Here is a 21,865-nt window from a genome sequence, read left to right as displayed (position 1 = left end):
ATGGAAAGTGAATGATTAGCGATTAAATTATTTAAAGGGACGAAGGAGGCGAGGTTCTTTCATGAATTCATTGATAAACTCGTCTTCCTTCAGCAGTCCGTAGCTGCCGTTGCAGGCAGCCACCTCGTCGAACGTCCGCACCCCGTCCGGCTCGATGCCCGGATGCCAGATGAGGAAAGGAACAGGCTCGGCCGTGTGTGTGCGGATTTCGCAAGGTGTGGGGTGGTCGGGCAGCAGGGCGATGGCAACAGGCTCTTCGCTCTCTTTCAATGCTTCGTAGAGAGGCCTTACGACCCGCCGGTCCAAGTTTTCGATGGTCAGCCGCTTCAGTGCGACATTGCCCTCGTGGCCGGCCTCATCGCTGGCCTCGATGTGCAGATAAACGAAGTCGTCCGTCTTTAAGGCATCGAGGGCGGCGGCCACCTTGTTCTCGTAGTTGGTGTCGTACAGTCCGGTAGCTCCCTGCACGGCAATTCGGCGCAATCCGGCATAGCGGCCGATACCGTTAATCAAATCGACGGCGGAAATCACGGCACCCCGCCTCACTTGCGGGAACTTGTCGGAAAGGCGTTCCATCTTCGGGCGATAGCCGGGACTCCACGGCCATATACTGTTGGCAGGGTCTTTCCCCCCGGCCATGCGCTGCAGGTTGACGGGATGTTGGCGCAACAGTTCTTGCGAACGTAGAATCAGGCCGTTTATCAGATCGGCCGTTTGCCGGGGAGTTAATTCCGCTTCCCCTTCGGGTACCGCGATGTCCTCCGTACCCTCCATCGGCTTCACCATCAACGGGCGGAAAGGTTGCAAAGGCACATCGTGCGGCGGTGTGCAGTCGATGCGCTTGTCTCCCCCTTTTATCACTAACAAATGGCGGTATTGCACACCCGTATAGAAGCGCACACGGTCGTCGCCCAAGTGTTCCTGCAGGTATTTCACCAGCACGTCCGCCTCCTCGGTGGAGATGTGCCCGGCAGAATGGTTCTTTATAAGGTTGCCTTCTATGCAGACTATGTTGCAACGCATCGCCATTTCGCCCGGTTGCAAATCCACACCGATGCTTGCCGCTTCGAGCGGACCGCGACCTTCGTACACCGTAGGCAGGTCATAACCCAGAACGGACATGTTGGCTACCTCGCTGCCCGGATGAAAGCCCTCGGCAACAGTCAGCAACCGCCCCACACGCCCCATGCGTGCCAGCTTGTCCATATAAGGCGTTTCGGCGGCCTGCAACAACGTGCGCCCGCCCAACTCTTTTATGGGGTGGTCGGCCATGCCGTCGCCTAATATAATAATGTGTTTCATTGCCCTGTCTCTTATCCGTTAAACGTTTGCAATGCTCATGATATCGGCGAATACGCCCGCAGCCGTGACACCGGCACCGGCGCCGTAGCCCTGTATCATCATGGGATACTCTTTATAACGCTCCGTGGTAAGCAGAATGATGTTGTTGCTTCCCTCCAGCCCGTAGAACGGATGGTTGGAGGCCACTTCCTGCAAGCCTACCGAGGCTTTGCCGTCCTCCAGCTTGGCCACGAAACGCCAATGCTTGTTTTCGGCCTCCAACACCCGCCGGCGGGTCTCGAAATCGGCATCGAGGCTCGGCACTTTCTTCCAGAAGTCGTCCAGAGAACCTTCGAAGAAATCATCGGGCACGAAGAGGTTTGTCTCCACATCGCTCTGCTCCAACCGATAATCGGCTTCGCGCGCCAGAATCACCAACTTGCGGATGACATCCTTGCCGCTGAGGTCGATGCGCGGGTCGGGCTCGGAGTAGCGCTCTTCCTGCGCCAACCGGATAGTCTTGCTGAAGGGGACATCGGCACTGATTTTATTGAAGATGTAGTTCAGCGTACCGCTCAGTATTGCCTCAATCTTCAAGATCTTGTCGCCGCTATGAATGAGGTCGTTGATGGTGTTGATGATGGGCAGCCCCGCCCCCACGTTCGTCTCGAACAGATACTTCACGCCCCGCTGGCGAGCAATCTGCTTCAGCTCGCGGTAGTTGTCGTATGCCGAAGAAGCTGCAATCTTATTGGCAGCCACCACCGAAATGTTGTGTAGCAGCAGGTCTTTGTAGAGCGACGCCACATCGGCGCTTGCCGTGCAGTCCACGAATACGGAGTTGAAGATGTTCATGCCGATGATTTCGTTGCGCAAGGTCTCCAAAGAGCTTTCCTTACCTTTTGCCTGCAGCTCTTCGCGGAAGCGCTCCAAGTCGAGGCCTTCGCGGCTGAACATGGCCTTGTTGGCATCGGCGATACCCACCACATTGAGCTGCAAGCCGTTTTCGTGCATCAGTTTACGGCGTTGGCTGTGAATCTGCTCTATCAGACTGCCGCCCACGGTGCCGATGCCGCAAATGAAGAGGTTCAGCACCTGATATTCGGACAGGAAGAAAGAGTCGTGTATTACGTTCAGCGATTTACGCAACAGCCTGTTGTCTACCACAAACGAGATATTCGTCTCCGAAGCGCCCTGCGCACAGGCTATCACATTGATGCCGTTGCGTCCCAGCGTGCCGAACAGTTTGCCGGCGATGCCCGGCGTATGCTTCATGTTTTCGCCTACGATGGCTACCGTAGCCAGATTCTTTTCCGCCTGAATCGGCGAAATCTCTCCCATCTCTATCTCTTTGGCAAATTCCTCGTTCAGCACCTCGCAAGCCAAATCGGCATCGGCATTGCGCACACCGATGGATGTGGAATTCTCCGAAGAGGCCTGAGACACCAGAAACACGCTGATGCCGTTCTTTGCCAATGCCTTGAAGATGCGGTAGTTTACGCCGATGACGCCCACCATGCCAAGCCCCTGCACGGTAATCAGGCTCGTATCGTTGATGGAAGAGATACCTTTGATGGCCTTGCTTTGCGAATGCGAAACTTCCTGTTTGATAACCGTCCCCACGCCATCGGGATTGAAGGTGTTCTTCACCAGAATGGGAATGTTCTTGTGGCAAACCGGATAAATGGTGGGCGGGTAAACCACTTTTGCGCCGAAGTTGCAGAGTTCCGTCGCTTCCACATAGCTCAACTCGCTGATGGTATATGCCGTTGAAATGACACGCGGGTCGGCCGTCATGAATCCGTCCACATCCGTCCATATTTCCAGACAGTCGGCATCCAGTGCGGCGGCAATAATGGCGGCCGTATAGTCCGAGCCGCCTCTTCCCAAGTTCGTCACTTCGCCCGTTGTCTTGTCGGTGGAGATGAAGCCGGGAACCAGTGCGCGACGAGGCAGCGTACCGAACGTCTCGCGCACCAGCGAGTTTGTCAGGTCCGTATCCAGCACATGCTTGGAATGCTTCTTTTCCGTCTTGATGAACCGGCGCGAGTCGTACCATTCCGCCCCCGTCAGTTGGGCCAAGATAATGGACGAGAGCCGCTCGCCGTAGCTGACAATCGTATCGGACGTTTTTTGCGAAAGGTCTTTAATCAGATAGATGCCTTGGAAAATATCTTTCAGCTCATTGAGCAGTTCGCCTGCCCGCCTTTGCAAGGCCACCTGCGCCTCTCCTTCAGGAATCACCTCTTTTATCATCTCCACGTGGCGATAGACTATCTCGCGGAACTCGTTCTCATAGGAGGCATCGCCGGCCGCCGCCATCTTGGAGGTGTTTATTAACTTGTCCGTGATGCCGCCCAATGCGGATACCACCACGATGACCGGTTCGTCGACTGCTTCTACGATTCTCTTGACACTCAAAACACTGCTGGCGGAGCCCACGGACGTTCCGCCGAATTTCATTACTTTCATTGTATTGTTGTTTTCTGATTATCCGAATTATACTTCCGGCTTCTGTGGCCCTCTGTCGTGCCGAATGCTGCCGGAGCACCTTGTCTCCGTATTCACCATACCGTTATTCCCAAATGGAAGCTCTCCTTCGCCTATGCTCAAGACTGACAGATACTTCCGCCGGGCAAGTGGGTATGAGAAACGTTATTAAATAAAAAGCTGCTTGAAAAATGGTGTAACACGTAGAAACACAAAATACTATCCCTAACCCCTAAGGGTCATGGTCCACATGGATGTGACTGTATGTTGATAGTACTTGTTCATAACCTCCGGTTTCTATCGTCTCTGATAAGTGTTGCAAAAGTAAGAATAAAAACGTTCAATCTATCACTTTTCACGACTTTTTTATGATAAAAGTGCAGAGAGCTCCTGAAAAGGCAAGAAAAGTGCATCTTTCCCGGCTTACATTTTCACACATCCGGCGCAATATATTCAATGATATGACGCATTCTTTTCTAACATTCTGCCATCGTTCTCAAGATATATCATTATATTTGCATTGAAAAAATGAAAGAAAGGTGCGTATGAACCCTGACAACACTTCCGTTTTGCTAATATACACCGGCGGAACCATCGGAATGATAGAAAATGTGGAAACCGGTGCTTTGGAAAACTTCAACTTCGAGCAGTTGCAGAAACATGTCCCTGAACTTCAACGGTTCATGTTTCGCATTGATACATATCAGTTCGACCCTCCCATGGACTCGTCGGACATGGATCCGGATGCTTGGCGCAAATTAGTGCGCATCATCAGCGACAACTACGACCGGTACAGCGGTTTCGTCATCCTGCACGGCACGGACACCATGGCTTATACCGCTTCCGCCCTCAGCTTCATGCTCGAAGGGCTGAACAAGCCCGTCATCCTGACCGGCTCCCAGTTGCCCATCGGCGTGCTCCGCACAGACGGCAAGGAAAATCTGCTGACCAGCATCGAGATTGCCACGGCGCACCATCCCAACGGGCAGCCCATCGTGCCCGAAGTGTCCATCTTCTTCGAGAACCACCTGATGCGCGGCAACCGTACCACCAAGATGAATGCCGAAAATTTCAACGCTTTCCGTTCATTCAACTATCCGGTACTTGCCTCGGCCGGCATACATATTAAATATAATAATGTGCAGATTCGCACGAACGGTCGCCACCACGAACTCAAGCCCCACTACTTGCTCGACACCAACGTGGCCGTACTGAAACTTTTCCCCGGCATTCAGGAGAACGTGATTGCCTCCGTGCTTGCCACGGAGGGGCTGAAAGCCGTAGTGCTCGAAACCTACGGTTCGGGCAATGCCCCCCGCAAGGAGTGGTTCCTGCGTCGCCTGCGCAATGCCTGCGAACAAGGCATCGTCATCGTGAACGTGACCCAATGCAGCGCCGGGACAGTGGAAATGGAACGATACGAAACCGGCTATCAGCTGATGCAGGCAGGCGTGGTATGCGGATATGACAGCACTACGGAGTCGGCCGTAACCAAACTGATGTTTCTGCTGGGACACGATTACCCGCCTGCCAAAGTGCGGGAATTGATGGGACGTCCGTTGGCGGGAGAAATTACGGTGTGACAGCCCCCCGCAATCCGCAAACCATAGGAAGCACATCATTCATGTAATCATCCTTTACCATTTCTGCAAAGCATATCCGTCGCCAAGGATAAAAGCCGAATACCCCTGCCAGAACACCTTCTGAGAGGGGGTAGGATCAGTATACGACTGATGTGCCTTCTGTATACGACTCATCCTACATCAGTATACGACTGATGCAGCCTACGTATAGGACTGAAGATACATACCCCGTTGGATGCCTCGCGAAAGACCGCTTTGATGTAACAAGATATTACCGGATAAGAAGCCGTTGTTCCGAAATTATCGGCATCCCGTGCAGTATTTTCGGAATATCACAGTTTTATTTGTATGACAAACAGCTATCGGTATGAAAAAGAACAAGGGTTTATTCGGCGCGCTTCTGTTTCTTCTCTGCATCTTCGGCTTGACAAGCTGTCTCAATGAGGAGAAAGAAGAAGAGAGGAAAGTGACTCATTACGAAGAACAGACCGTGATTGTCGCTTCAAAAAAACTGCAAGGGGTTGTCTTCTCATGCGGAACGGATTTTATCATGGATGTCTATGCCGCAAGAAAAGAGAACTCCCGGCAATGGGAGCAACTCTCCCATGTTTCCGGTTTCGAGTACGAAAGCGGTTATGAATACAAAATCCGCATCAGTAAGACCGGCTATTTAGACTACCGCATGGGCGACCCGGCATGGACGGAGCACAAACTTCTTGAGATTCTTTCAAAGGAGAAGAAAGAATCGACGGGCTTGCCTACAACATTCATTCCGGAGAGATACCAACCGGATTCTTCCGCAGATGCTCCGCACGCCTTGCCTTACCCATCCCAAGAGATCCGGAATCAGCAGTTTATCAATTTTTCTATCCATTCATTAAAATGCCTGCATTCAATACGTAATCTATCAATACCAATATTTTTAGTAACATATTTACCTGTTGCAGGTTTATTATAATTATAATGTTTCTTTTTGTTTCCTTCAATTGCCTTAGTGATACGTTTACTTGGAGCTGTTTCTGGGCTATTGTTTATCAACTCCGGATTTCCAACTTTCCGTAAAGCGCTTGTCAGTTGTTTACAACTGTTTTCACAACCAGGATAAAGTGTAGTGATATATTCAATACCACAGAATAAAAGAGCTTCAAATTCATAGATCTGAATATATGGAATAAAACGTTCATCCTTAATAGCATCCGCAAAATCCGCCTCCAAAGCACTTGTACGTGCATAAGGATCACTAATTGTGTTGCTAACCGCAAAACCTGGGAAATCTTCGGGAAGGGCATAAAGGTCAAACATCGTTGTAAAGATATGTCGTTCATACTCCCCATCTTGTTTTGTTTGCATCAACAAATTAATATCCGTTAGAGCATGTACATAAGTCAGCATTCCTCCACGTGCATTTTTCTTTTTATTAGTTGTAATCAAAATACTTTTTACCCCGGTCACACCATGCTCTTTAAGGTATGGTTTTAGCACTTCTTCAACAAATCCTTGTTCTGTCTGTCCTTCACAAAGAACATGAATGATTTTAGCTATCATACCGGACGCCCTCCTATGATATTTTTATCCCATAGCTCACTAACCGTATATTTCTGAAGCCAAAGACGATATTCTTCACTACTTAGGTGGGTTACAGATGTTGATTGAGACTCCTTATCCATTTCTATAACAGAAATATTGTCAATATCAAAATGATCCACCAAGTCCTTACTCTGCGTAGCTATGACGATTTGTGCGTGTATTGATGCGTCTTTTATCATTTCCGCTAATTGAGTTATAGCATATGGATGTAAGCCCAATTCCGGCTCATCAAGTATTATAACATTCGGCATGGTTTGTGGCGGCTGCAAAAGTAAGGTTGCCAATGCTATAAATCTGATTGAGCCGTCAGAAAACTGATAGGCATTGAAACGATAGTCTGTAGCAGAATTATCCATCCAGCGCAGAGAAACAAATCTATTAATCGGCTCAAGATAAAAATCTTGAAACTGAGGCACAACATCGCGTACATATTCCACTATCCTTTTATATGAATTTTTATAATTATCTCGTAAGAAAAGCAGAAACGAAGGCAAATTATTGCCGTGAGATTGAAGATAGTTGGTTGTTTCAACGGGACAAACTTGACGCAAAGGGCCTTCTACTGATGAATCATGAAATTGGTAGACTTTACAATACGACAACATCTGAAAGATAGACTTTGCAACGGGGTCATTGCTTTCTGCAAGAGCTGACTCTTTAAACCCCGGCTCCAATGTGACTTCATAGGGTTTTCCTTCTCCTTCACGATGCCATATAATACGCTCTTCTGTAATAATCAGCCTATCCGGTGTTGCATTTGCCAAAGAAAAGCTATATGTATCTATGGATTTACTATCTACAAATTTTAGTTCCCCAAACATTGCAGGGGTCTTTTTCACGCCATAGTACAACAAAGCATTTGAAGTTCCGGACATTTCGACATACCTCCCAAATGACCTACTCATCATATAACTTAACATACGAAAAAAACCGACAATATTACTTTTACCCGAGCCATTAGCCCCCAACAAGATACTAACATCACCAAGTTTTAATGTTACAGGTCTGTTAAAAGCTATAGATTTATAGCCTTTTATTATTACTTCTTGTAATTTGATCCTTTGGTAAGTCTGCGTCATTGTATACTCAATTTAAATTTGTACAAAGTTAAGTATAAATCCCAAAAACAAGCTAAAAAACAAAGAGAAAACTTTTTTAATGATATTACCTAACTCCTTTGTCTTGAAACAAATCCGTTTCATTCAAAACACAAAAAAGCTGTGTGTTAACAAGGATTATATAGAACAGAATATGAAAGCCTCCACATCCTCCCCGAAACCTTTCAGACAAAGAAAAACATTTACCTCTTGAAGTATTTTCATCCTCGCTCCGGCCCGATATATAGATGCCTCCGGCTGGAAGTATAGATGCAGCATGCTCGATATATACATCCGGCACAGTGGAAATATAGTTCCACCAAAATCCGCCTACAGACATCTCTCGCAGGGGGTACTTCCGGACAGGCATTCAGTATTAATTCTCAACAAGGCAACAGTGCGATTGGACGGAGCACTGAAAAACCGAACACCATAGAAACGCCCTCGCACATAAAAAAGAAGAGAATTATGCTGTTACGTCTCCGATTCGCACTATCTTTGGGCAATCATTTTAGAAGAGATACTCCACTATGACGAAAGAAAAGAGAGTATATGTATGCAGCAACTGTGGTCAGGAGTCTCCCAAATGGGTAGGAAAATGTCCTTCGTGCGGAGAATGGAACACGTATGTGGAAGAGGTGATACGGAAAGAGGCGGTAAGCAAACGTCCGGTATCGGGCATAGAGACCGCCAAAGCAAAGCCCGTGACCTTGGATGACATCACGGCCGATGACGAGCCGCGCATAGACATGCACGACGACGAGCTGAACCGTGTGTTGGGCGGCGGTCTGGTGCAAGGCTCATTGGTGCTGATTGGCGGCGAACCGGGCATCGGCAAATCCACATTGGTGTTGCAAACCGTGCTCCGCATTCCGGAGAAACGCATACTCTACGTCTCCGGCGAAGAGAGCGCCCGCCAGCTGAAACTCCGTGCCGACAGGTTGACAGGCAGCTCCTCCGACTGCCTCATCGTGTGCGAGACGTCGCTGGAGCAGATTTATGTGCACATCAAAAACACGCGCCCGGACATTGTCATCATCGACTCCATACAGACCATCTCTACCGAAAGCCTCGAATCATCACCGGGAAGCATCGCCCAAGTAAGGGAATGCTCCGCCTCCATCCTTCGTTTTGCCAAAGAGACCCACACGGCGGTCGTCCTCATCGGACATATAAATAAGGAGGGCAGCATAGCCGGCCCCAAGGTGCTGGAACATATTGTAGACACCGTGCTTCAGTTTGAAGGCGACCAACATTATATGTACCGCATCCTGCGGAGCATCAAGAACCGCTTCGGAAGCACGGCCGAGCTGGGCATCTACGAGATGAGGCAAGACGGACTGCGGCAAGTGAGCAATCCCTCCGAACTGCTGCTGAGCCAAGAACACGAGGGAATGAGCGGCGTGGCCATCGCTTCGGCCATAGAGGGCGTAAGACCCTTCCTCATCGAGACGCAGGCGTTGGTCAGCAGTGCCGTGTATGGCAATCCGCAACGCTCGGCCACGGGATTCGACATCCGCCGGATGAACATGCTGCTGGCCGTGCTCGAAAAGCGTGTGGGATTCAAGCTGGCACAGAAAGACGTCTTCCTGAACATTGCAGGCGGGCTGAAGGTGAACGACCCCGCCATCGACTTAGCCGTAATCAGCGCCATCCTCTCCAGCAACATGGACGCCGCCATCGAACAAGGCGTCTGCATGGCGGGCGAAATCGGGCTGTCGGGCGAAATCCGTCCGGTGAACCGCATCGAACAGCGCATCGGCGAGGCGGAGAAGCTGGGCTTCAAGCAATTTATATTGCCAAAGTACAACATGCAGGGCATCAGCACCAAGAAGATAAGAATAGAGCTGATACCGGTGCGGAAAGTGGAAGAAGCCTTCCGCACGCTGTTCGGCTGAAGCATCACGAATGTAATACATATAAAATATGAGAAGACATATCTGCTACCTGTGCCTGCTATTCCTTGCCGCGGCATGCGAATATCCCGTAGGCGAAAACTTTATCGAGATTAAAGAGCCCGATAAAGAGATACCCGTGAAAGTAGACCTGAACGCTTTTACGAATGGAGAGGCCATCCTCGTCAACAAGCCCACAACGCTGGACTACTCCTTGAGCCTGTCGGGCAAACCAATCAGTAAAATCATATTCTCCTTAGGAGACCGTATTTGGGAATCCACCTCTCCCAACACGCAGATTTACATCGACAAAGAGACTTTCCCTGCCGGAAAGTACACGCTGAAAGCCGCCTTTTACGCTCCCACCGGCAGCGGAAGCATAGCCGACCAACTGGGTGCGGAATCTTATTCGGGCGAGATGAGCTGGCCCGTCATCATCGACTACCGGATGGTGCTGCCGGATGTAATGACTTACCGTACCAACGAAAACCGCTCCTTGGAATTGGCTTGGCAAACTCCCGTACTATCGCATCTCACCGTCTCCTCGTACACCCTCTACGCCCTTACCAAAGACTTGAGGTCCTACAGCGAAACCATCCCGGCCGGTCAGGCCCATTTCGTAGACACCCGCCATATAGGCAAAGAGACCACCTATAAGCTGTATGCCAACATGAAATACGAAGGCAAAGAAGATCTGGTCTGGCTGATGGGTGAAGTCACCGTTCCGCAGAAGCTGCCCCGCCTCTACACCTCGGCGTGGGACATGGAGCACGTTTGGGTCAGCTGGGAATTGCCATACAACTGCCTGCCAAGTTTCACCATCAACGGAGAGGAGCCTTTCTCTCCAGCCGAAGGCCAGCAATCCATCCGGCTTCCGGTCGTGGAGTTCGGAACGAATGCATGGTACGAATCCAACCGGGTGTTCATGACACTGTCGCCCATCGACCATCCTTCGGAAACGGTCTATCAACAAGAGTTCCATGCAGGCTCTCCCGGTTATCACTATGAAAAGGAACGGGCCAGTTCGTGGTGCTACAATCCCGTGACCGGAATGCTCTATGCCCATGGCAACTTCCTGAATGCCTACCGCTATCCGCAACTCACTCCCGCCGTAACCCTCGAAGCTTCGAGAACAGCCACCGTATTCACCTCGTACACGGAACCGCTGCTGGGCATAGCCGAAGCAGACAAGATAGAAATCAGGGATGCTCGCACGCTGGAACTGAAACATACGCTGACTGTTTCCCGGCTGCTCTTGGCGAATGGTGACCTATTCCTCGTTCCGAATGGAAAATTGGTTTATAAGACTTACACCCCGGACAGCAGATATCAGGATATTATCATCCACAAACTGGATGGAGACATCCTCTCGACCACACATGTGGAAAGTTCTTCGGCACTCATTTCGCCCGACGGCAAGCGCATCGCCGTTCCCGGCTTTTCGGGAATAAGAATCATAGAACTGGACAACGACCGACCCGCACATGAATATCTTCTGCCCATTCCTTTCGAAAAGCAACAAAAAATGGATTTTAATCCCGCCAACCTTTCGCAGTTGATAACCTACGACCAAAGCAAGCATTGCATAGAGATACGCAACTGCCGGACGAACGAAGTGATAAAAAGCATCCTCCTGAAAGACGGTATGAAGTACTTGTCGGCCGACCCCGTCACCGGCAATCTGCTGGTGGGGAACGACCACAAACTATCCGTACTCTCCGCCACGGACTACAAAGAGATTTTCACCGTAAAAGCCTCCTATGCCATCTGGCCTACGCTGACAGGCGATTACCTGACGTCCTTTGACGGATTCATCCTTAACATCAAAAAGCCCTCATCCAAATGAAACCGAGACACATCCTTATCATAGCATGGCTGCTGTGCGCCCTGCCCATCAGCGCACAACAATTTATAATGGAATACAATGGCGGATATGCCACTTACAGCATGAGTAATCTGAAAGATTTCATATCCCATCTCTCCACCCCGGTAAAGAACATAAAAACGACCGACAACTTCCCCGGATACATCACCCACGAGGGCAGATTCGGCATAGCATGGCACCGCCTGCATCAGGCAGGTATCTCGATAGGATACATGAATACGGTGGGCAGTCGCGGAGTAGCCGACTATTCCGGAAGCTACCGATTTGAATTCCGCGTAAAAGGTCTACGCACAGGTGCATTCTACCGTTTCTTCCTGCCCGCTGCGGCCGACAAAACGCTGTCGCCCTACCTGCAATTTTCTGCCGGAACCATCTTCAATAAAGGAAAGGTGAAAGAAAATGCAACCGTCGGCAACCACATGGAAGGCGATTCCTCTTCTTTGGGAGGGAACAACTTCTATCTGGAGCCGACATTGGGATGCAGAATCAAACTTTCGTCGCAGCTTGCGCTCAACATCAGTGCAGGCTATGAATGGGACTTTTCCACCCGATTCACCTATCAAGGGGAAAATGCCAACATAAGTCCAGACTGGAGCGGGTTCCGCCTGCAAGGAGGAGTAAGCTATACCCTTCCTATGTAAGTCTCATTAATAAAAGAAGAGGAAGTTGCATTCTTCCTCTGTAATGTTCACTAATAACAGAAAACGATGATACAAGAATACCAACTGCGCGTATTGCCCGAAGTAGCGGCCAACGAACAACGACTGAAAGACTATCTGGTACATGAAAAAGGACTGGACGCGCGGGATATTACGGCGACACGCATCCTGAAGCGCAGCATCGACGCACGGCAACGAACCGTTTTCATCAACCTGAATGTGCGTGCCTATCTGAACGAAATGCCGCGAGAGGACGAATTCGAGAAAACAATCTATCGCAGCGTCGACGGCAAACCGCAAGTGGTCGTGGTAGGCGCCGGACCGGCAGGCTTGTTTGCAGCCCTGCGCCTGATAGAACTTGGGCTGCGCCCCATCGTCGTGGAGCGCGGCAAAGATGTGCGCGAACGTAAGAAAGACTTGGCCGCCATCGGACGGGAACAGAGCGTCAACCCCGAATCGAATTATAGCTTCGGCGAGGGAGGGGCAGGCGCCTACTCGGACGGCAAACTCTATACCCGCAGCAAGAAACGGGGAAACACGGATAAGATACTGAACGTGTTCTGCCGGCACGGGGCATCCACCTCCATACTGATAGACGCCCATCCGCACATCGGTACCGACAAACTGCCGCGCGTCATCGAAAACATGCGCAATACCATCCTTGCATGCGGCGGCGAGGTGCATTTCGAGACACGCATGGATGCCCTGATTATAGAGAAGAACGAAGTAAAAGGCATCGAGACAAACACAGGGAAAACGTTTCTCGGCCCGGTGATACTCGCCACGGGGCATTCCGCCAGAGACGTGTACCGATGGCTTGCAGCCAACCGGGTGGAGATAGAGTGCAAAGGCATCGCCGTGGGCGTTCGTCTGGAACATCCTGCCGCATTGATAGACCGCATACAGTATCACAGCCGGGAGGGGCGTGGCAGATACCTCCCGGCCGCCGAATACAGCTTCGTCAGTCAGGTGGACGGACGAGGGGTGTACAGCTTCTGCATGTGTCCCGGCGGCTTCATCGTGCCCGCCGCCAGCGGCCCGCAGCAGATCGTGGTGAACGGCATGAGTCCCAGCAACCGGGGCTCGCGCTGGAGCAACTCCGGCATGGTGGTGGAACTGCGTCCGGAGGATTTGGAGGACAAAAGGCTGAACATACACCCTACCGACGCCGACGGCAGCCGCTCGCCTGACTTCTCTTCCCAACTCGCCATGATGTATTTTCAGGAAGACTTGGAACGGCTGTGCTGGCAACAGGGCAACATGAAGCAGACCGCCCCGGCACAGCGCATGGACGACTTCACAAGGAAGAAATTGAGCTACGACCTCCCGGAAACGTCGTATGCGCCGGGCTTGGTCTCCTCGCCCCTGCACTTCTGGATGCCTCCCTTCATCGCCGAACGCCTGAGCAAAGGTTTCCAGCAGTTCGGCAGATACAGCCGGGGCTTCCTGACGAACGAGGCGGTGATGATAGGGGTGGAGACCCGCACATCGGCACCGGTGCGCATCATCAGAGACAAAGAGACGTTGCAGCATGTACGCATCAAAGGGCTGTTCCCCTGCGGAGAGGGTGCGGGATATGCCGGAGGCATCGTTTCGGCGGGCATCGACGGCGAGCGGTGTGCCGAAGCAGTGAAGGCCATGATGTCCTCCCGGCAAGCCTCTGATCAGTCGTCCCAAGCACTAAGCACTAAACGTTAAACAACTAACCGCTAAAGTCATGACACCCGAAATAGCGATCATCGACCCCAACAGCCTCTCTTCCTTGGGATTGCGGAATCTTCTGGAGGAGATCATCCCGACGGCCGTCATCCGTTCGTTCCGCTCTTTCGGCGAATTGATGGACGACACCCCCGACATGTACGTACACTATTTCATCTCTTCGCAAATCTATTTCGAGCACACGGCTTTCTTCTTGGAGCGCAAGCCCCGCACCATCGTGTTGGTGAATGGAGAGGCCGTCCCCCAACTGCCGGACATGCCCACGCTCAACATCTATCAGGACGAAAAGAACCTCGTGAAGAGCATCCTCCAGTTGCGCCAATACGGACATCAACATGGGGATCGCAGAAAACCCTCATCGCCCGGACACGCAGCTGCCGCCCCCAACGCTGCCGCCGATGAGCACGACCTGTCCGCCCGCGAGATAGAGGTGCTGGTGCTGGTGGCCAAAGGCCTCATCAACAAGGAGATTGCCGACAAGCTGAACATCAGCCTGACCACCGCCATCTCCCACCGCAAGAACATCACCGAAAAGCTGGGCATAAAATCGGTTTCAAGGCTCACCATCTACGCGGTGATGCACGGATATATCGAGGCTGACAGGATCTGACAGAATCATGATCATATACTACCGAGATTTACAATGATTTTTGCTGTTGCTTCCACTATCCGATACCTGCGGCACACTTCAAGGATTATTTTCTGTGGGATGTCGGTCACTACGGGGTGTGTTTCCCCGTCTTCGCAGAGTGCGTGTTGCAACGATAGTTGTGGGTAGAGTGCATGCAGCAGCACGGCAGAGCGGTCGTAGGCTGTGGGCGATGCCCCCGTCATGTCAATGTGGATAAGGCATTTCTTGCAGTCTTCAGCCGCTTTTATTTTCTTGTTTCTTCGGTAAGAGCCATTATATTAGACGTTAGACGTAAGAGGTTAGACGTTAGACGTCTAACCAAGCGGATTCTCGTTCTGACCGCCCGTGCCGCCGCCCGAGCCGGAACCGCCCGAAGCACTGCCGCCCGGCGCAGGCAACCCTTTCGCCTTGCGGTAGTCCGCCAACGAAGCATAGTTGATTTTGTTTTCCAGCACGCCGCTGTTCTCGAAGCTGAGGCCTTGCAGGGTCTTTTCCCGCAGCTCCTTGGCGGGGGTGAAGACGATGCGGGGCGACTTTATCATCTGCCCGGCGTTGAACTTGTCGATGTCTTCCACACCATCGCTCTTGAAGGTGAGGCGGAACGAGCCCAGGCCGGGCACGTTCACCGTGTGGCCCTGCTGAAGCTGCTGCGGGATGAAGGCCGCCAGCAGCTCCATGGCCGATTCCAGTTCGATGGGTGCCGTGGTGGTGTTTGCCGTGGCGGCACGGGTCAGGGCTTTGGGCGACAAAGGTTTTGCACTGTTGGGCGTGGCATACCATTTGGCGGGTTCATCTTTTTTCAAAGGGTTCTTCCTTTGTACGAGTTTGTAGTTCACACTCATAGCTTATTCTCCTGTTGTTTTAAAATGGTTAATAAAAAAGATATTTGTATATCGCTTATAATAAGCGGGTTGTTTGTTTTTACATACAGTATTTATCGGTGTGTGCCACGCCTCTATAGAGGTGGCGGTTTTGTCTCTATAGAGACGTTGCCAATGCCTCTATAGAGACGATATGCACGCCTCTATAGAGAGGCGACCGCAGTCATTATAGAGGCGTTGCGCCGGCCATACGCGAGGCTGCTTAAAAGCAACCGGGCGCGATTACGCTACACGCGGTCGCTTCGCTCCCTTTATTCTTGCGACGCCCTCACCTCGAAGCCGTGGCTCCGATAGTTGTAGTACAGCGGGTACACGAAGCCCGCGTAGAAGATCAGGTACCACCCGTTGTACGTGTCGTACGGCCCCGCCGTCCAATAGTAGGCGATGTTCCCCATGTCGCAGGGCACTGCGGAACTGCGGCCCCGATAGCCCGACGCAGGGAAAAACACTGTGTCTCCGGTGTGGTTCAGTCCGCAATAGAAGTTCCAACCTTTGTTCCAAGGGCCTTGCACATTGAACTGAGATGAGTTGCTCGTATTGCCTCCCGTTGTAGTGAAGCCGGAGTAGACATTGTTTGGCGGGAGACTGTATCCTGCGGGGCAAGGGTCGTAGATGGTCTTTACAACAGAGTTATCGTTGGGAAAATCAGCCCTGTTATTCGCGTCCCACAGGTTATAATATTTATCATCCATGTTATCATTCGTACAGAATGTATTAGGCTGGGTGATGCCTGAGGTGATACAGGCATTATTGTATGAGAAGTTGCTTGTTGTAGGAATCCGGTTGGTCATGACGTTCCCCTCGGCATCGTACCAAGTCTTATTGATATTCCCCACAAGCACTCCCACGAACGGGTCTTTACGACCCCACTGATAATAGGTATTGTTCTCAGATTCTGTAATGGTATGCGCTTTCTGCTTCACGGTAAATGTCTTTGTTGCCGTCGGCGTGTAACCTGCAGTAGGCTTCTGCTTGAAGCGCACCTGCACGGTGCGTTCGGCGTAGGTCTCCTCCTTTCCGTCGCACCAACCGAGGTTGAAGGCCATAAGCTTATACTTTTTGTCCTGGTGGTTGGTGATTTCCTTGTCGGGTGTGGTTATTCCGGGCTTGTAGTCCGTCACCCAGATGTGCCAGCTCCAAAGTATGGTGTTCGAGGCGTCGCGCACCGCCACCACGGCGTTGCCCTGCCGGATGGTGGGCTGCCTCACGGCAAACCAGAGGTTGTGCTTGTCCCAAGATAGCCCCACGTCCGTAACAAGGTTCGGCTCGTCCTGCCAGACAAGCGTGCAGTTATCGGGAGTGCAGCCTGCATTGTTGTAAATATACGGGGAGGTAATACCTGCTCCTCGGTGGTTGATAAAAGGTGTCAGCACATTGCTTCCGCTTTCCGTAGATGTGTAAGCGGACGAATTGGTTGTTCCATTCTTTATGGCATTGCCATACACCAACGGCAGGAGGTATACGCCCGGAGCGTTCACAATGTAGCAGTTGGCAGTCCGCCTCGGCACGGTCTTGCCCTGATAGTCGTGCCTGGAGAGGTCGTAGTAATTTACCGGTTTGGCCTTCTTCAGTGCTTCGGTGTGCGGGTCGGGGGTGCTGTTCACCTGTGCCGCCACGGTGGCGGTATATGTAGAGGGCGAGGTGCCGCCCGCGCCGCTTGCGGTGAAGGTCGTCAGCCATGCGGGCTTGGTGCTGCTCCAATGTACCCCGTCCTCGGAGAACTCCGCTTCCCAGGCTATGGGCACGTTCGCCGTGCTCCCTCCTCCCGACACGAAGGCATAGCTCTTCACGGTATAGCTGCCGTTTCCTCCTTGGTAGGTGTAGTCAGCCGGCGGTGTCACCTCCAGCGTGGGCGTCACCACAATGCTGTTCGTGCTGATGCGGTAGGTCACCGTCTTCCCCATCGCCCACGTTCCGGCAATGTTCGCCGTGAGGGTGCGTGTGGCGTTCGTCAGGTTGTCCCTGTACTCTATTTCTATCTGCGCATTTGTTGGCAGGGTCTGGGGCAGCATCATGAAGGTGGCGGCTTCGGGTGTCAGCTCCGTGCCGGGATCCTGCGGGTCGGGCGCCACGGCCTCGGGCGAGAACGTCTGTGCGAAGCTCGTCGTCCCTCCCAAGTCATACCATGCGGCCGATGCCTGCAGGGGAAGCCTGCCCGTGCTGTACACGCCTTTCAGGGTAATCCTCGACACCGTGCCCGCCAGCATGTCGTCGCCCGTGACGAAGCGCACCCCCGTCAGCGCATGCTTCATCGCCAGCCGCTCGTCCGTGTTCGTGTTCCCCGGCCTGTCGGTAGAGGCAGCCACCAAGAGGTCTTTCTGGTCGGCCACATCGGCCGGCACAGTGTACGACAGGTAGGGAGGGTTACCCGAAGTCCCGTCGTTGAACGCCGTCAGCCCCGGGCTGCCGTAGGGCGCCGAGGCAAAGAAGCTGATTCTGCGTGCGGCTCCCGGCCAATAATAGGAAGTGCTCCACGACTCGCTCTTCTTCACCCGGACGGTGCGCATGTACGACTCGGTGCTCCCTCCCGTATAGGCCGATGGCCAGCTGTCCGATGCGGGGTAGACGAACGCCGTCACCGCCATCTCGTCGTACATCGTCGTGTTGTCCACGGGTGCGGCTTTGGTGGTTGCGTAGGCGTCGATATCCTGCCCGGCCGTGTCATCTCCTATTCCGTCCGTAGTCACGGCATGCAGGTACAGCGGTTTACCGTCTCCGGAAGCCTCACCCTCCAGGGGGATTACCTGCACGGCGGGCAGGGTGTCGGCAGGCAGGCTGCCCGCCTCCGTCCCCGCACCCTTTGTCAGTGCGGCCTGCGCGGCACCACCTTCCTTCCAGAGGTCTACCGCGAAACCGATTCTCTCTCCCAGAGGGAAACCTTCATCCCGCTCGTCCGTGCAGGCACCCGAGAAGGATAGCAACAATACCGCCACACCCGCGGCGGCCGTACCGATAAAATGTTTCTTTCCCATTGTTATTCAGTTTTAGACATTATTAGATGTTAGACGTTAGACGTTAGATTTCAGACAAAAGAACTGCCTCTATAGAGGCGTTGCGCCGGCCATACGCGAGGCTGCTTAAAAGCAACCGGGCGCGATTACGCTACACGCGGTCGCTTCGCTCCCTTTATTTTTCTTGGGCCGCCCTCACCCCGAAGCCGAATCTCCGATAGTTGCTGTCCAGCGGGTTCACGTAGCCCGAGTGGAAGTACAGGCTCCACCCGTTGTTCGTGCTGCTCGGCCCCGCCGTCCAATAGCAGGCGAAGTACCCCATGTGGTAGGGCACTGCGGAACTGCTGGTCCGATAGCCCGACGCAGGGAACAATACGGTCTCGGTATTGATTGAGTTGCAATAGAAGTTCCAACCTTTATTCCAAGGTTGTTGCACATTGAATTGGCTGGCAGTGCTTGTATTGTTTCCTGTTGTAGTGAAGCCGGTGTAGACATTGCTTGGCGGGAGACTGTATCCTGCGGGGCAAGGGTCGTAGATGGTCTTTACAACAGGGGTGTCGTTGGCAGAATCTGTGTTGTTATTCGCGTCCCACAGGTTATAATATTTATAATCCATCTCATATCGGGTATTGAATGTTTGGGGAGATTGAATACCAGAAGTGATGCAGGCATTACCGGTAGAGAATCTGCTTGTTGCAGGAGTCTGGTTGGTCATGACGCTCCCATCGGCATCGTACCAAGTCTTATTGATGCTGTGATAGACGCTGTTTGGATTCTCCAATGCCCCCACGAACGGGTCTTTACGACCCCACTGGTAATAAGTGTTGTTCCCAAATTCCGTAATGGTATGCGCTTTCTGCTTCACTGTAAACGTCTTTGTCGCCGCCGGCGTGTAACCAGCAGTAGGCTTTTGCTTGAAGCGTACTTGCACGGTGCGTTCGGCGTAGGTCTCCTCCTTTCCGTCGCACCAACCGAGGTTGAAGGCCATAAGCTTATACTTTTTGTCCTGGTGGTTGGTGATTTCCTTGTCGGGTGTGGTTATTCCGGGCTTGTAGTCCGTCACCCAGATGTGCCAGCTCCAAAGTATGGTGTTCGAGGCGTCGCGCACCGCCACCACGGCGTTGCCCTGCCGGATGGTGGCCTGCCTCACGGCAAACCAGAGGTTGCGCTTGTCGAAAGATATCCCCACGTCCGTAACAAGGTCCGGCTCGTCCTGCCAGACGAGCGTGCAGTTATCGGGAGTGCAGCCCGCATTGCTGCGTATATAAGGATTGGTAATGGCATTTCCCAGGTGGTTGATAAACGGTGTCAGCACATTGCTTCCGCTTGCCGCAGAGGTGTAAGCGGACGAATTGGTTGTTCCATTCTTTATGGCATTGCCATACACCAACGGCAGGAGGTATACGCCCGGAGCGTTCACAATGTAGCAGTTGGCAGTCCGCCTCGACACGGTCTTGCCCTGATAGTCGTGCGTGGAGAGGTCGTAGTAATTTACCGGTTTGGCCTTCTTCAGTGCTTCGGTGTGCGGGTCGGCCGAGGTGCTTGTCTGCGCCGCCACGGTGGCGGTGTAAACTTCACCTAATTCTAATACGCTGCTATTCCCTGTCCCGCTTGCGGTGAAGGCAGTGAGCCATGCGGGCTTGGTGCTGCTCCAATGTACCCCGTCTTCGGAGAACTCCGCTTCCCAGGCTATGGGCACGTTCGCCGTGCTCCCTCCTCCCGACACGGAGGCATAGCTCTTCACGGTGTAGCTGCCGTTTCCACCTTGGTAGGTATAGTCAGCCGGCGGTGTCACCTCCAATGTAGGCGTAATCCCAATGCTGCTCGTGCTGATGCGGTAGGTCACCGTCTTTCCCATCGCCCACGTGCTTCCGGCAATGTTCGCCGTGAGGGTGCGGGGCGTGTTGGTCAGGTTGTCTCTGTACTCTATTTCTATCTGCGCATTTGTTGGCAGGGTCTGCGGCAGCATCATGAAGGTGACGGCTTCGGGCGTCAGCTCCGTGCCGGGCACCGGCGGGTCGGGCGCCGTGGCGGCGGGCGAGAGCGTCAGCTCGAAGTTCCTCGCCCCGCCCTGGTTGCGCCATGCCGGCAAAGCAGTCATCCGCAGGTTGCCCGTGCCGTACACATTCTTCAGCGTAATCTTCGACACCGTGCCCGGCAGCATGTTGTCGCCCGTGACGAAGCGCACGGCCGTCAGCGCATGCTTCATCTTCAGATCCTCGTCCGTGTTCGTGTTCCCCGGCCTGTCGGTAGAGGCGGCCACCAAGAGGTCTTTCTGGTCGGCCACATCGGACGGCACAATGTAGAACAGGTAAGGCGGGTTGCCCAAAAACCCGTCGTTTAACGCCCTCAGCCCCGGGCTGCCGTAGGGCGCCGAGGCAAAGAAACTGATTTTGCGTGCGGCTCCCGGCCAATAGTAAGAGGTATTCCACCCCTCGCTCTTCTTCACCTTCACGGTGCGCATGTAGCTTGTGGCCCTCCTTCCCGTATAGGCCGACGGCCAGCTGTCCGATGCGGGGTAGACGAACGCCGTCACCGCCATCTCGTCGTACATCGTGGCAGTGATTACGGGTGCGGCTTTGGTGGTTGCGTAGGCGTCGATATCCTGCCCGGCCGTGTCATCTCCTATTCCGTCCGTAGTCACGGCATGCAGGTACAGCGGTTTACCGTCTCCGGAAGCCTCACCCTCCAGGGGGATTACCTGCACGGCGGGCAGGGTGTCGGCAGGCAGGCTGCCCGCCTCCGTCCCCGCACCCTTTGTCAGTGCGGCCTGCGCGGCACTGCCTTCCTTCCAGAGGTCGACCGCGAAACCGATTCTCTCTCCCGGAGGGAAACCTTCATCCCGCCCGTCCGTGCAGGCACCCGAGAAGGATAGCAACAATACCGCCACACCCGCGGCGGCCGTACCGATAAAATGTTTCTTTCCCATTGTTATTCAGTTTTAGACATTATTAGATGTTAGACGTTAGATGTTAGACGTTAGATGTTAGACGTTAGATGTTAGAGATTAGACGTTAGATGATAGATGATAAATGTTAGACTTTAGGCGTCAGATGTCACGCCTGCCCTCTAATCTCTAATATCTAACGTCTAACGTCTAATCTCTAATATCCCTGATAAAGTGGACGGAAAGGGATGGAGGGCTGTCGGCCCTCCCCGGCACTTACAAAAGGCGTTGGGTTATAGAAGTTCGTTCCGGTCCCGCC

15 protein-coding genes are annotated in these 21,865 nt (G+C 52.8%); 7 read left to right on the top strand and 8 right to left on the bottom strand.

Annotated elements, in window-relative coordinates; genetic code table 11:
• Nucleotides 1–27: 27 nt before the first annotated feature.
• The gene (locus EV202_RS08350; RefSeq protein ID WP_106069255.1) at nucleotides 28–1,302 is read right to left on the bottom strand and encodes a cofactor-independent phosphoglycerate mutase; all 1,275 of its coding nucleotides are present in this window, start codon (nucleotides 1,300–1,302) and stop codon (nucleotides 28–30) included.
• A gap of 18 nt (nucleotides 1,303–1,320) precedes the next feature.
• Entirely contained in the window at nucleotides 1,321–3,753 is a 2,433-nt protein-coding gene (gene thrA / locus EV202_RS08345; RefSeq protein ID WP_131926675.1) for a bifunctional aspartate kinase/homoserine dehydrogenase I, read from the bottom strand.
• A 563-nt stretch (nucleotides 3,754–4,316) separates the two neighbouring features.
• Here thrA and EV202_RS08335 point away from each other — a divergent pair.
• Nucleotides 4,317–5,354, top strand: coding sequence for an asparaginase (locus EV202_RS08335; RefSeq protein WP_106069257.1), 1,038 nt, complete (start codon nucleotides 4,317–4,319; stop codon nucleotides 5,352–5,354).
• 367 nt (nucleotides 5,355–5,721) lie between these two features.
• Nucleotides 5,722–6,312, top strand: a complete 591-nt coding sequence (locus tag EV202_RS08330; RefSeq protein ID WP_131926673.1) for a DUF4377 domain-containing protein — start codon at nucleotides 5,722–5,724, stop codon at nucleotides 6,310–6,312.
• On the opposite strand, the gene EV202_RS08325 is transcribed toward EV202_RS08330, so the two are convergent.
• Entirely contained in the window at nucleotides 6,201–6,899 is a 699-nt protein-coding gene (locus EV202_RS08325; protein WP_131926671.1) for a DUF4276 family protein, read from the bottom strand. The genes EV202_RS08330 and EV202_RS08325 overlap by 112 nt on opposite strands.
• Nucleotides 6,896–8,020: an AAA family ATPase gene (locus tag EV202_RS08320; RefSeq protein WP_131926669.1), complete on the bottom strand. Its 1,125-nt coding sequence runs from the start codon at nucleotides 8,018–8,020 to the stop codon at nucleotides 6,896–6,898. The genes EV202_RS08325 and EV202_RS08320 overlap by 4 nt, the downstream gene beginning before the upstream one ends.
• A 548-nt stretch (nucleotides 8,021–8,568) precedes the next feature.
• Here EV202_RS08320 and radA point away from each other — a divergent pair.
• The 5 genes from radA (at nucleotide 8,569) to EV202_RS08295 (ending at nucleotide 14,806) form a co-directional block, all read left to right on the top strand.
• Nucleotides 8,569–9,936, top strand: coding sequence for a DNA repair protein RadA (radA, locus tag EV202_RS08315; RefSeq protein WP_131926667.1), 1,368 nt, complete (start codon nucleotides 8,569–8,571; stop codon nucleotides 9,934–9,936).
• Between the two features lie 28 nt (nucleotides 9,937–9,964).
• Nucleotides 9,965–11,779 (top strand): hypothetical protein, encoded by a 1,815-nt coding sequence (locus EV202_RS08310; RefSeq protein ID WP_131926665.1) that lies wholly within the window; start codon nucleotides 9,965–9,967, stop codon nucleotides 11,777–11,779.
• Nucleotides 11,776–12,459 (top strand): hypothetical protein, encoded by a 684-nt coding sequence (locus EV202_RS08305; protein ID WP_131926663.1) that lies wholly within the window; start codon nucleotides 11,776–11,778, stop codon nucleotides 12,457–12,459. Before EV202_RS08310 ends, EV202_RS08305 begins: the two co-directional genes overlap by 4 nt.
• A gap of 66 nt (nucleotides 12,460–12,525) precedes the next feature.
• Nucleotides 12,526–14,175, top strand: a complete 1,650-nt coding sequence (locus EV202_RS08300) for an NAD(P)/FAD-dependent oxidoreductase (protein ID WP_131926662.1) — start codon at nucleotides 12,526–12,528, stop codon at nucleotides 14,173–14,175.
• Nucleotides 14,176–14,194: 19 nt separating this feature from the next.
• A complete protein-coding gene (locus EV202_RS08295; RefSeq protein WP_131926660.1) occupies nucleotides 14,195–14,806 on the top strand; it encodes a response regulator transcription factor in 612 nt (203 codons plus the stop codon).
• 11 nt (nucleotides 14,807–14,817) lie between these two features.
• On the opposite strand, the gene EV202_RS08290 is transcribed toward EV202_RS08295, so the two are convergent.
• The 4 genes from EV202_RS08290 to EV202_RS08275 all read right to left on the bottom strand — a co-directional run bounded on the left by EV202_RS08290 (nucleotide 14,818) and on the right by EV202_RS08275 (nucleotide 21,588).
• The gene (locus EV202_RS08290) at nucleotides 14,818–15,030 is read right to left on the bottom strand and encodes a hypothetical protein (protein ID WP_131926658.1); all 213 of its coding nucleotides are present in this window, start codon (nucleotides 15,028–15,030) and stop codon (nucleotides 14,818–14,820) included.
• Between the two features lie 111 nt (nucleotides 15,031–15,141).
• Nucleotides 15,142–15,663, bottom strand: coding sequence for an HU family DNA-binding protein (locus EV202_RS08285; RefSeq protein ID WP_234878265.1), 522 nt, complete (start codon nucleotides 15,661–15,663; stop codon nucleotides 15,142–15,144).
• A 296-nt stretch (nucleotides 15,664–15,959) separates the two neighbouring features.
• On the bottom strand, nucleotides 15,960–18,680 hold the full coding sequence (locus EV202_RS08280; protein WP_131926654.1) for a fimbrillin family protein: 2,721 nt from the start codon (nucleotides 18,678–18,680) through the stop codon (nucleotides 15,960–15,962).
• Between the two features lie 154 nt (nucleotides 18,681–18,834).
• Complete coding sequence (locus EV202_RS08275) at nucleotides 18,835–21,588, bottom strand: fimbrillin family protein (RefSeq protein ID WP_131926652.1); 2,754 nt, start codon at nucleotides 21,586–21,588, stop codon at nucleotides 18,835–18,837.
• Nucleotides 21,589–21,865: the final 277 nt, after the last annotated feature.

The organism is Prevotella heparinolytica (genome assembly GCF_004342845.1).
In the GTDB taxonomy this organism is placed as follows: domain Bacteria; phylum Bacteroidota; class Bacteroidia; order Bacteroidales; family Bacteroidaceae; genus Bacteroides; species Bacteroides heparinolyticus.
The sequence above is the reverse complement of the archived record's forward strand: the minus strand, read 5'-3'. Positions and strand labels throughout refer to the sequence as shown.

Coding starts and splice junctions, on each gene's coding strand:
- EV202_RS08350 (WP_106069255.1), bottom strand. CDS start 1,302: ATGAAACACATTATTATATTAGGCGACGGCATGGCCGACCACCCCATA.
- thrA (WP_131926675.1), bottom strand. CDS start 3,753: ATGAAAGTAATGAAATTCGGCGGAACGTCCGTGGGCTCCGCCAGCAGT.
- EV202_RS08335 (WP_106069257.1), top strand. CDS start 4,317: ATGAACCCTGACAACACTTCCGTTTTGCTAATATACACCGGCGGAACC.
- EV202_RS08330 (WP_131926673.1), top strand. CDS start 5,722: ATGAAAAAGAACAAGGGTTTATTCGGCGCGCTTCTGTTTCTTCTCTGC.
- EV202_RS08325 (WP_131926671.1), bottom strand. CDS start 6,899: ATGATAGCTAAAATCATTCATGTTCTTTGTGAAGGACAGACAGAACAA.
- EV202_RS08320 (WP_131926669.1), bottom strand. CDS start 8,020: ATGACGCAGACTTACCAAAGGATCAAATTACAAGAAGTAATAATAAAA.
- radA (WP_131926667.1), top strand. CDS start 8,569: ATGACGAAAGAAAAGAGAGTATATGTATGCAGCAACTGTGGTCAGGAG.
- EV202_RS08310 (WP_131926665.1), top strand. CDS start 9,965: ATGAGAAGACATATCTGCTACCTGTGCCTGCTATTCCTTGCCGCGGCA.
- EV202_RS08305 (WP_131926663.1), top strand. CDS start 11,776: ATGAAACCGAGACACATCCTTATCATAGCATGGCTGCTGTGCGCCCTG.
- EV202_RS08300 (WP_131926662.1), top strand. CDS start 12,526: ATGATACAAGAATACCAACTGCGCGTATTGCCCGAAGTAGCGGCCAAC.
- EV202_RS08295 (WP_131926660.1), top strand. CDS start 14,195: ATGACACCCGAAATAGCGATCATCGACCCCAACAGCCTCTCTTCCTTG.
- EV202_RS08290 (WP_131926658.1), bottom strand. CDS start 15,030: ATGACGGGGGCATCGCCCACAGCCTACGACCGCTCTGCCGTGCTGCTG.
- EV202_RS08280 (WP_131926654.1), bottom strand. CDS start 18,680: ATGGGAAAGAAACATTTTATCGGTACGGCCGCCGCGGGTGTGGCGGTA.
- EV202_RS08275 (WP_131926652.1), bottom strand. CDS start 21,588: ATGGGAAAGAAACATTTTATCGGTACGGCCGCCGCGGGTGTGGCGGTA.